The organism is Niallia circulans NBRC 13626, assembly GCF_001591585.1.
Lineage (GTDB): Bacteria > Bacillota > Bacilli > Bacillales > Cytobacillaceae > Niallia > Niallia circulans.
Genome location: NZ_BCVE01000004.1, coordinates 212,766 through 223,328, shown reverse-complemented (window position 1 = coordinate 223,328; position 10,563 = coordinate 212,766). Strand labels below are relative to the sequence as shown.

The window sequence follows — 10,563 nt, the reverse complement described above, 5'->3', positions numbered from 1 at the left end:
ATGGAAGGACTTCGTGCTATACTAAATAAAGAGAAAGATAAAGGAGAGAGTGAGTTGGAGAAAAAAGGAGTACTTCAGTATGAAGTTGGGGAGCAATTTGAATCATATTTATTAATAAAGAATGCAACAAAGGCTATTGCAAGTAACGGAAAACCGTTTATGACGCTTATTTTTCAAGATAAAAGTGGAGAAATTGAAGCAAAGCTTTGGGATGCTACAGAAATGGATGAGCAGAGCTATCGCCCGGAAACGATTGTTAAAGTGAATGGAGATATTCAAAGTTATCGTGGAAAACTGCAATTAAGAATTCGCCAAATTAAGGTGGCAGCAGGAGAAGAGGGCATTCGATTGGCTGATTTCCTTGAAACAGCGCCCTTAACTACAGATGAAATGTTAAGTAAAATTACACATTACATTTTTGAAATGCAGAATCCTAATATACAAAGAATAACAAGACATTTAGTAAAGAAGCATCAAGAAGCGTTTTTGCAATATCCAGCAGCAACGAAAAATCATCATGAATTTGTTTCTGGATTAGCTTATCACGTTGTTAGTATGCTTGATTTGGCGAAGGCGATTGCCTCTCTTTATCCGAGCTTGGATAAAGATTTGCTATATGGAGGGATCATTCTTCATGATCTAGGCAAAGTAATTGAATTATCTGGTCCGATTTCTACTTCTTATACTTTGGAAGGGAATTTGCTTGGACATATTTCTATTATGATTAATGAAATAGGAAAAGCAGCAGATGAATTAGGGATAAGAGGAGAAGAAGTAGTAATACTTCAACACTTAGTATTATCCCATCATGGGAAACCTGAATGGGGAAGCCCGAAAGCGCCGTTAATTAAGGAAGCAGAAATCTTACACTATATTGACAATTTAGACGCCAAAATGAATATGCTAGATCGTGTGTTAGATAGAGTGAAACCAGGTGAATTTACGGAAAGAGTATTTCCGTTAGAAAATCGTTCTTTCTATAAGCCGACTTTCCATAAATAAAACTAAGGAGGAGTTCCCATGGGTTCTCTTCCTTTTTGTGTTGGGAGATTTTAATATAGTTAACTTCCAGCTAGATAAATTATGTTCAAGGGAATAATCTAGTTTTCCTAGCATAGGATGAAATAAAAGATAGAAATTACTAGAAAGGGGAAATTTTCAATGCTAGGAATTCCACTTTGGGTTGTTCTTGTATTAGGAGGAATAGCGATTAGTGCCTTTATGGCGGTTAAAACCGGGAAAGAGGATAGAGCAGCAGAAAATGAAATAATTGAACGAGAAGGAGAGGTATACATGAAAAGGTTAGAAGAAGAGAAAAAACGTAGAGATAGGGAAGAAAGAGTATATGAAAATTAAATGGCACGTAGATATTTTAGAATTATTGAAATAGAGAAGATCGGTGCACCTTTTAGGGAAAGCGGCTGGATATCTCCAAAAAATTCAGATTATGTGTAGAAAGTAGTTGCTTTGATCTTGTAAGACTTGGTCGAAGTTAATAAGGACATCTTATGGAAATTAGAAGATGATAGGTGGGAATAAGGCCTGAAGGGTTACTTATTTAATATCACAAAGGATGACATGTATAAGATTCGTTCCTAACCAGGGGTTCATTTAGGAGGGATTTTGTAGATAGGATCCTTTGTTTTTTTTTGCGGGTAATCTAAACCCTATCTTCTTGCCCTTTCTATCCCTATAAAAAATGGGTATATGTCCTGTTCCGAAATTAGGGCAAATACATATGATAAATTGAGCTTGAAAAAGAGCTCTAAAGAATTCGCTCTTAGCAAATTCAGAAGGTTGTTACGGTTTATAGAGAAAAAAAGACAGTAAGAAGGGTGGACTATTCATAATAATGTTCCTAACAGCAATGTCTTTTATTTAGAACTAGCTTCTTAAGATGTGACCAATAGGGCCTTAGTGTGATTTATATGAGCAAACATTATGGGGCATGTATAAAAGGACTCTTAAGCTATTAAATAAAAGAATAAGAAAAACCGAAACACCATGAAATGAATGAACAAATGGTAGCAACCTTAAAGGAGGTGTTACTATGGGTAACGTTTACGGCGGAGGTTTTGCTTTAATCGTTGTATTGTTTATCTTATTAGTTATCGTTGGCGCTGCATGGCTGTAAGCTATAAGCGTATAAACGGCAATCTTACTAGGGGGTTGCCTAGATGCGCCAAAAAACAACTGGAACGATAAAGAGAGGAGGAATCTTCATGTCTGGTGGAGGAGTTTACGGTGGAGGCTTTGCTTTATTAGTAGTACTATTCATCTTATTAGTAATCATCGGAGCAGCTTGGCTATAAGTTGACCTGAAGGAATATAAAAAGAAGCAGTACGATAGTTGGTTACTTACCAACTACACACTGCTTCTTTTCTACATAGCTCTAATTAATGAAAATAGAGTTTGTTAAAAAAGAATATCTACATAGGAAGAAATCAAAAGAATCGTAATAAGAACATTTATTGTACGAAAAACTTTTGGCTGCTTTTCTTCAGGAATTTCTTTTTGTAAACACAAAGCATTTGTAAGTCTATTAATATTATATAAAATAAAAATAGCTAAAATAATAAAAATGGAGATCATCATTGATTCCCTCCTTATAAGCGGAATTTATTGTATGTTATTTACATTATCAAATAAAAGGATAAAAAGATAGTATTATAAACTTTTTTGATATAAACTTGGAGATTTTGTTCTGGAAAGAACTTAGATGACTCCTTATAATCTATCGATAAGAAAGAATAATCAACATTCCATCTAGTTTTATATCATTATATGAGCGACAAAACAATAATAGACTTCTTTTACGATAATTCACTAACATTATTTATTAATATCTCAAATCCATCCTCATTTTCTTCTACATAACAAGAGCGCGGAGAATGCCATAGATTTTTTATGCGAATAAAGTCAGGAACACAAATCCCTGTATGATAAGCGAAAAGCATTAAAAAATAATGAACATAACTTGTAAAAAGGAAACAAGATAGAAATAATACTCCACTAATGATAACAAATGGAATAATTAAAGCAAAGAGAAACTGCATTTTACCAATTGGTTCTTTAACTTGAATGTGAAGAATTGGTAAAATTTGCAAATGCTTAGTCCAAGTTTTTTTTATTTTATCGCCTAAATGAAGCATAGGTAATAAATGAAGCAGCTTGTGTAATGGATACATAAGTAAAAACATTGCCATAAATAGTAAAAAGTAATCGTCAGAAAGTTTGTTATGTGCAAAATAGCTTATAATTGGTACATATAGAAACAGAAAACAACCAATCATTGTCATAGTAGACAAAATAAATAGGCGCTGAGTTCCATATTTTTTATGGAAGTGGACAGTCTTCCAACAGTTCATGTTAATACCCTCCATAGGGAGAAATTTTTAGTTACTTGTGATGATACGTTCTTGCTTGAATAACTAATAATTGGAAGAATATCTTTTCTTTGCCTTATCTTGCGTTTTAATCAAGCGAACTCACCTTGCTACTTTACGATGAATAGAGTAAAAAATCAATAGTCTCTTTATACAAATTTATGACATTTTTTATATTTAGTAATTCTAAGAAGAAGAAAACCTATTCTCTATGTATTTTTGTTTGAATTTTCCGAAAAAAAGATAAGAAAGCAATCTGCCTTCTTATCTTTTTTACCACCGGTCTAGATTGTCCCAAACCTGGAGTCCTATTCCCCAATTTAATATTATCTCTATTTAGTAAATACTGGTTCTTTTTGCTTTAAATGTCCTTCATCCTCTTCCAAAATATCGTCAAGATTAGTAAAGGATTTCTCAAAAATTTCAATGAAATTGTCCCCATAAATATGTTTAACGATAGTCATTATGTCTAAAAGCTCCGGAAACTTTCCATATAAATTCTTGATTGGTAAGGAGGCGGATAGAGCTGAACTGTTGCTTGGATTGTATTCTTCCATAATTTGAACAAACACTTTTTTCCCTTTGTCCGTAAGGCAAATATACGTATTTCTCTTATCATTTTCTTTTTTCGAGAATTCTAGTAGTCCTCTTTCTTCTAATTTCTTCGAAAAATTAAATGCAGTTGAGACATGCATTACACCGAAATTTGCTACATCTGAAATAGAAGCGCCATTTAGCTGATAAGCAATCCAGAGTATATGGTGTTCATTAATGTTTAAATCGTATGGTTTAATCCAATTTTGCCAGTCCTTCTCAATCGCCTTCCATAATGCTTTACTAAGTTGTCCAATTCTTTGTGTGAAGAGTAAAGCGTCCTTCATAGAAATCTGACTTTCATCCATCCAAAATTCACCTACTTTTCTGTTATCTATAAACATTATGCCAATAAAACAAAAATTAATAAAGATAAAAATTAACAAAATTTTTAGAAATAAGAATTTTTCTTTTAAGAAAGCGCTTTATTGCATAAAAATGTAATATCAGAAATAAAAATTCAGAAGTTGTCTATACATTTTCTCTCAAAAATGAAAGGATAAAATAAGAATTAGAGACAAAGAGGAAACAAATGGAGGAGGGAAAAGTCCCAAAAAAAGTGAATAAAAAATTAAATTATAATAAAAGAGATGTAAAAGTGAAAAAAGAAAAAACAAAAAAAATGAGTGATGAAAAATTATATGCGAATAAGAATTAACATCAAAGTGTTAAAAAATATAACATGAAAAGAAAGGACATGAGCGAATAGAAAAAAAGAGGAAATTCATGTTAGAATTCCTCCTTTTTTCTTAGCTTTTCTGTATAGTAAAAGCGATTAAATTATTTTAAATCATTTTCTAACTCATTAATCGTGGATTGTAGCCCATCTAGTTCTTTTTGAAGTATTTCTTGATGTGGTTTTACTTCTTCCCGCCATGTTTCCAAAGAAAGCTTAAGATCTTCAATAAAAGTACTAAATACCGTTTTACCTTCTACTGTAGCTGTTTTAATAGAGTCTTTTATCTCATTTAAATCTAACTTTAATTCTTGAATATGTTGAAGAAAAGCTTTTCCATTATCACTGCAGGCTTTTCTTACTTCTTTACCCGAGTAAGGAGTAGTTAATAAGGTAGTGATTCCGGCTGCGATTCCTCCAATTAAAAATCCTGATAAGAATGATTTTGCACTCATTTGCTTGCACCTCGCTCTTTTTTTCATCATTATAACGTATTCAAGCCATCATTACTATTGTAAAGGGAATTCTATAGAGCTAAAGTCTTTTTATTGTTGATACTTGAGCTGAAAATCCTTCATAAATGTACTTAATGCTATTACATGTTCGAGGGGAACGGCATTATAAATAGAAGCTCGGCAGCCGCCCACAGAGCGATGCCCGTTTAGACCAACAAATCCTGCTTCCTTTGCTTCACTTAAGAAATCTTTTGTAAGATCTTCTGACTGCAAAGTAAAAGTAACATTCATTTTAGAACGACTTGTTTTTTCTGCATGGCCGCGATAAAAACCATTGCTTTGATCGATTACTTCATATAAATGTTTTGCTTTTTCGTTATTGATGGCAGCAATACCTTCCACTCCACCTTGTTTCTCTACCCATTTTAGAACAAGGGATAAAAGGTATATCCCCAAAGTTGGCGGGGTATTGAATAAAGAATTATTTTTAGCGTGTGTATGATAACTTAACATAGTTGGCAAAGCAGGATCTTCTTTGATTAAATCTTTTCGAATGATCACTACAGTTACTCCAGAGGGGCCAAGGTTTTTTTGGGCGCCAGCATAAATAACTCCAAATTGTGAAACATCAATTGGTGTGCTTAAAATATCACTCGACATGTCCGCAATTAAAGGGACAGATAAATTGCTTGGAAAGCTGCTCCATTGGGTGCCAAAAATGGTATTGTTGCTTGTGATATGGAGATATGCTGCATCATCTGGTATGTTAATCTGTTCATGGTCAGGGATATAGGTATAATTATCGTTTTTACTTGAAGTTGAAATGGCCGTATTACCGAGCTTGGAGGCTTCCTTCATGGCTTTTTCTGACCATACTCCAGTGAGAGCGTAATAAGCTGTTTGACTTTTAGGAAGCAAGTTCATTGGTATCATTGTAAATTGAAGACTTGCTCCACCTTGTAAAAAAAGAATTTCGTAATTATCTGGTATAGAAAGCAGAGATGTAAGTAGTTCCTTTGCTTCATTATGTACAGCTTCATAATCTTTGCTGCGGTGACTTAATTCCATTAAAGACATACCTGTATCATTAAAATTTAACCAATGCTCCTTTGCCTCGTGTAAAACCCATTCTGGTAAAGCTGCAGGACCTGCATTAAAGTTATATGCTCTTTTCAACGTTCTTTCCTCCTAAATTAACTTTTCAAATAGTAAAGCGTTAAAGACAAAAAGATTACCCTTATACTAACAAATTTAGCTGATTTGTACAGATGAAAAAAACACCTTTTTGAAAAAGTGAGAATTTTTCAAAAAGATGCTTTGTTTTTTCATGCTATTAGAAAAATATTTCCTTCCAGATACTAGAATCTTCGTAGTTGTTTTTAAGGAAGGGAGCGGTATTCCAATAAAAAACGAAACTATTATTAAATAGCTTTAGAAAATATGAATTTTTTTAGAAAGTTTTTTCAAGAAAATAAGCTAATGGACTTATCTTACTTTAGAATTAATTTTTTCTGCAATCTCTGTCAGCTCTTCATTTGAATATCCATCAAAATTTGTTTTCCAAACAGCTCCAAAACCATCTCCTTTTCCATAACGTGGAATAAGGTGCATATGATAATGGAAAACAGATTGTCCGGCTTTTTCACCATTGTTGTTAAGGAGATTTAAACCAATTGGTGCATAAGCTTCTTTAATGGCAGAAGCAATACTTGGCACAACTTCAAATAGATTGCTTGCAATTTCAGGAGTTAATTCATAGACATCCTTTACATGTTGTTTTGGTATCACCAATGTATGTCCTTTAGTAACTTGGCTAATATCTAAGAATGCCATTACATGTTCATTTTCAAAAACTTTTTTAGACGGAATTTCTCCAGCAATTATTTTGCAAAAAATACAATCACTCATAAAAATACCTTCCTTCATTATGTATTATCAATATTTTAACACAGGAACTATTTTATTGAACAACAAAAGGAAGAGGGTGCCTTGGAAAGGATCCTCTTATATGGATTGTCCAAGCGAGAAGTTTGAATAAACCTCTTTACTATGGATATACATAATAAGAATACCTTTTAAGGACACCCTCTAATGAAGGAGAGAACTTCTATTTAACGTTATTTAGGGTTCTTCTCTTTGATAAACACCTCATTTAAAAAATGAATTGTGTTAAGCTTTAGAGAAATCGATCATTGTTCAAACGAACCATCCCCTTAAAATGTCTTTATATGTCAAAAACGTATAAAGAATGGATGACTGTCTGCGACAAACACCTCATTTCAAAGTGGAAATGAATTAGGCTGTTTTCGTAATGAAGCAGCTTGGTGTTACTGATCTTCTGTTCCTAACTTGCTTATGCAAGGCAAACATCCCCTTTTATAAACGAATGGAAGCTTTTTTAAAGAATCTGTATAGAATCTTTTGCAAACACCTCATTTAATATTGGAGTTATACGGCAATATTTCTTTGGTGCTCCCCTTCAATAAATAGAATATCCTGAACAAGATTTTATATACGAAGAAAATAAAAATTTTTCTGTGCAATCATTTTTATTTAAGGAAGAATGTTGTTAAACTATAGATAATACATATTGGAGGTACAATAGATGGCGTTGTTAGAAATAAAGAATGTTACTGGAGGGTATACACGGAATCCTGTCTTAAAGGATATTTCCTTTTCTATTCATGCGAATGAAATGGTTGGCTTAATCGGATTAAATGGTGCTGGAAAAAGTACAACTATTCGTCATATCATTGGATTGATGGAGCCGCATAAAGGAGAAATCCTTATTAATGGCAAGACGTTTGAAGGCGATAAAGAGGCATATCGAAAGGAATTTACCTTTGTACCTGAAACGCCTATTTTATATGATGAATTAACATTAGAAGAACATTTAAGAATTACTGCCATGGCATACGGCTTGTCAGAGTCTGATTATCAAAAGCGGATGGAAATATTATTAAAAGAATTTCGCATGGAAAAAAGACTAAAGTGGTTTCCGGCTCATTTTTCGAAAGGAATGAAGCAGAAGGTAATGATTATGTGTGCTTTTCTAGTGGAACCCTCTCTCTATATAGTGGATGAACCATTTGTCGGATTAGATCCTCTTGGGATTCAATCGTTATTAGATCAACTAAAGAAAATGAAGGATGGGGGAGCGGGGATTCTAATGTCTACACACATTCTTGCTACAGCCGAAAGATATTGTGATCGGATTATTATTATTCATGAAGGCCAAATAAAGAGTCAAGGAACCATGGAAGAATTAAGGACAGCCTTTAACATGCCAGCTGCAACATTGGATGATATTTATATCTATCTTACAAAGGAAGAAGAACATGTTTGAATTTAATGAGAAGCAGTTATGGAGAGAGAGAGCTGGGCAGACAGCGAAAGAATATAGTCAATATTTAAAGTATATTCTTAATGGCCATGTTGTCATCGTTTTAGTTTTTTTACTAGGGACTGGAGCCTTCTATTATCAAGCATGGTTAAAAACGATTTCGAATGACTTCCCTGTTGCGCTTATTATGAGCATTATCCTTACTCTTTTTATGACAAATAGTCCAACCTATACTTTTTTAAAGGATGCTGACCGGATCTTTTTAATTGCAGTAGAAACCAAAATGAAAAGGTATTTTCTCCAATCCATGATGATTAGTTTTGTCCTTCAAGGCTACTTGCTTGTCATCATTCTTGCTGCCTTGATGCCGTTATATGCAAAAGTACACGGTGGTGATTTTAGTCGCTTTTGGTATCTACTTATTGTGTTGTTGATAAGTAAAGGAGCTAATTTGCTGATTCGCTGGCAAATACAATACTATGTAAATGTGCGTTATCATCATATAGATAGTGTTGTACGATTTTTGATTAATTTAGCTATTTTGTATTTATTATTTGCTGACTCGTCTCCGTTATTTATTCTTGCTCTTCTTCTAATTATGGCTTTCTTGCTTATATACTTTCAGAAAGCGACAAGCAATAAAGGCGTAAAATGGGAATATTTAATTGAACAAGATGAAAAAAGACTAGCCTCTTTTTATCGCTTTGCCAATATGTTTACAGAGGTACCGAGTTTAAGAAATCGTATAAAACGAAGACGTTTTCTAGATGTATTATTCAGCCGCGTTTCTTTTGCGAGAGAAAAGGTATTTACGCATTTATACTGGAGAACCTATGTCCGTGCAGGAGATTATTTCGGCTTAACGGTTCGGCTAACATTGATAAGTGGAATTTTCATCTTTTTCTTATCTTTTGGACCTGGACAAGTATTCATAAGTGTATTATTTGTTTTCTTAACAGGCTTGCAGCTGCTGCCGCTTTGGAATGCCTATGATAATAAATTGTGGATTACAATTTATCCAGTGGCAGCCTCTGCTAGAGAAAAATCATTTAAACAAATCTTAGCTGTGATTTTAAGTTGCCAAGGAATCATTTTGTCTCTAATTATTGCTTTAAAAGGAGATTGGATGTATGCTTTGATTTCTTTAGTAGTTAATATTGTTTTTATTATCTTCTTTACTTCGTTTTATATAAATAAAAAAGTAAAAAAGGGATAAATAGAAGAGGAGCTTAAACCTTAGTGTGTATTAGAAGGGAAGCTCCTTTTTTAATAATTAACTTCAAAAAATCAGGAACTATTTTTTTTATGGAACGTAAGCATAAGCAAGGAGGAAGATAAATGAATGAATATGAACAAAGAGCGTTAAAAGAAGTAGAAGAGTGGAAACGGAAAATCCAAAAACGGTCTTCTATTTTAAATAGAGTATCAAAAAAAGCGCAAAATAAAATAAATTCTTATATACCAGATAAAGTTCATCAGACCCTTACGGAAGCAATTAAACAGATGATTCAAGCAACACTTGCCGGCAGCAATATTATCAAGAAAAAAAATCCACCTATCTTCCGTTCTTTGCAAGGAAAAGATGAAGAGTTAACCAAAAAAATAAGTCAATTTCAAAAGGTTGCTGTTGTAGAAGGTGCCGGAACGGGGGCTGGTGGGATATTGCTTGGATTGGCTGATTTTCCCTTATTGCTTTCCATTAAAATGAACTTTTTAATGGAAGCCGCAGCCACATATGGTTACGATACGGCTCAAGTGGAAGAAAGAATCTATTTGCTCTATATCTTTCAGTTAGCTTTTTCAAGTGAAGGAAAACGAAGAGAAGTTTTAGAGATAATAGAGAATTGGGAAGAAGAAAAGCATAGAGTTGCTAGCCTTAATTGGCAGGATCTACAGCAGGAATATCGCGATTTTATTGATTTTGTAAAAATGCTGCAATTGGTGCCGGGGATTGGGGCAGCTGTGGGTGCCTACGCTAATTATAATTTAATGGATCAATTGGGAGAAGCAGCTAAGAATGTTTATCGCTGGCGTTATTTTCAGGAACAAAACAAATGAAAAAGGAAAGATTCGTGTGTTTAGAATCTCTTCCTTTTTTTTTATAAATT

General features: G+C 33.4%; 14 protein-coding genes. 8 read left to right on the top strand and 6 right to left on the bottom strand.

Going from position 1 to position 10,563, the window contains the following annotated elements; all coding sequences use genetic code 11:
- From yhaM to BCI01S_RS07050, 4 genes are all read left to right on the top strand, one after another.
- Positions 1-1,002, top strand: coding sequence for a 3'-5' exoribonuclease YhaM (gene yhaM / locus BCI01S_RS07065; protein ID WP_235844453.1), 1,002 nt, complete (start codon positions 1-3; stop codon positions 1,000-1,002).
- A 159-nt stretch (positions 1,003-1,161) separates the two neighbouring features.
- On the top strand, positions 1,162-1,356 hold the full coding sequence (locus BCI01S_RS07060) for a sporulation YhaL family protein (RefSeq protein WP_047943053.1): 195 nt from the start codon (positions 1,162-1,164) through the stop codon (positions 1,354-1,356).
- A gap of 694 nt (positions 1,357-2,050) precedes the next feature.
- On the top strand, positions 2,051-2,134 hold the full coding sequence (locus BCI01S_RS07055) for a YjcZ family sporulation protein (RefSeq protein WP_035416275.1): 84 nt from the start codon (positions 2,051-2,053) through the stop codon (positions 2,132-2,134).
- Between the two features lie 88 nt (positions 2,135-2,222).
- Positions 2,223-2,312 carry a YjcZ family sporulation protein gene (locus BCI01S_RS07050; protein WP_035416274.1) on the top strand — a complete coding sequence of 30 codons (90 nt, stop codon included), beginning with the start codon at positions 2,223-2,225 and terminating at the stop codon, positions 2,310-2,312.
- A 104-nt stretch (positions 2,313-2,416) separates the two neighbouring features.
- Here the strand turns inward: BCI01S_RS07050 and BCI01S_RS07045 are convergent, their stop codons facing one another.
- The 3 genes from BCI01S_RS07045 to BCI01S_RS07035 all read right to left on the bottom strand — a co-directional run bounded on the left by BCI01S_RS07045 (position 2,417) and on the right by BCI01S_RS07035 (position 4,289).
- Positions 2,417-2,596, bottom strand: coding sequence for a hypothetical protein (locus BCI01S_RS07045; protein WP_035416273.1), 180 nt, complete (start codon positions 2,594-2,596; stop codon positions 2,417-2,419).
- A 218-nt stretch (positions 2,597-2,814) separates the two neighbouring features.
- Entirely contained in the window at positions 2,815-3,369 is a 555-nt protein-coding gene (locus BCI01S_RS07040; protein WP_047943055.1) for a DUF3267 domain-containing protein, read from the bottom strand.
- Between the two features lie 350 nt (positions 3,370-3,719).
- A complete protein-coding gene (locus BCI01S_RS07035; protein WP_047943056.1) occupies positions 3,720-4,289 on the bottom strand; it encodes an HTH-type transcriptional regulator Hpr in 570 nt (189 codons plus the stop codon).
- A gap of 224 nt (positions 4,290-4,513) precedes the next feature.
- Here BCI01S_RS07035 and BCI01S_RS26170 point away from each other — a divergent pair, with 224 nt between their 5' ends.
- Positions 4,514-4,639, top strand: coding sequence for a hypothetical protein (locus BCI01S_RS26170; protein WP_268874801.1), 126 nt, complete (start codon positions 4,514-4,516; stop codon positions 4,637-4,639).
- Positions 4,640-4,761: 122 nt separating this feature from the next.
- On the opposite strand, the gene BCI01S_RS07030 is transcribed toward BCI01S_RS26170, so the two are convergent.
- The 3 genes from BCI01S_RS07030 to BCI01S_RS07020 form a co-directional block, all read right to left on the bottom strand.
- A complete protein-coding gene (locus BCI01S_RS07030; RefSeq protein WP_047943058.1) occupies positions 4,762-5,112 on the bottom strand; it encodes a YtxH domain-containing protein in 351 nt (116 codons plus the stop codon).
- Positions 5,113-5,202: 90 nt separating this feature from the next.
- Positions 5,203-6,288, bottom strand: a complete 1,086-nt coding sequence (gene serC, locus BCI01S_RS07025) for a 3-phosphoserine/phosphohydroxythreonine transaminase (protein WP_061797561.1) — start codon at positions 6,286-6,288, stop codon at positions 5,203-5,205.
- A 309-nt stretch (positions 6,289-6,597) separates the two neighbouring features.
- Positions 6,598-7,020: an HIT family protein gene (locus BCI01S_RS07020; protein ID WP_061797558.1), complete on the bottom strand. Its 423-nt coding sequence runs from the start codon at positions 7,018-7,020 to the stop codon at positions 6,598-6,600.
- Positions 7,021-7,717: 697 nt separating this feature from the next.
- Here BCI01S_RS07020 and BCI01S_RS07015 point away from each other — a divergent pair.
- The 3 genes from BCI01S_RS07015 (at position 7,718) to BCI01S_RS07005 (ending at position 10,513) form a co-directional block, all read left to right on the top strand.
- Positions 7,718-8,458: an ABC transporter ATP-binding protein gene (locus BCI01S_RS07015; RefSeq protein WP_047943061.1), complete on the top strand. Its 741-nt coding sequence runs from the start codon at positions 7,718-7,720 to the stop codon at positions 8,456-8,458.
- Positions 8,451-9,671, top strand: coding sequence for an ABC transporter permease (locus tag BCI01S_RS07010; protein WP_047943062.1), 1,221 nt, complete (start codon positions 8,451-8,453; stop codon positions 9,669-9,671). Before BCI01S_RS07015 ends, BCI01S_RS07010 begins: the two co-directional genes overlap by 8 nt.
- A 122-nt stretch (positions 9,672-9,793) precedes the next feature.
- A complete protein-coding gene (locus tag BCI01S_RS07005; RefSeq protein WP_061797555.1) occupies positions 9,794-10,513 on the top strand; it encodes an EcsC family protein in 720 nt (239 codons plus the stop codon).
- The last annotated feature ends 50 nt before the right edge of the window (positions 10,514-10,563 follow it).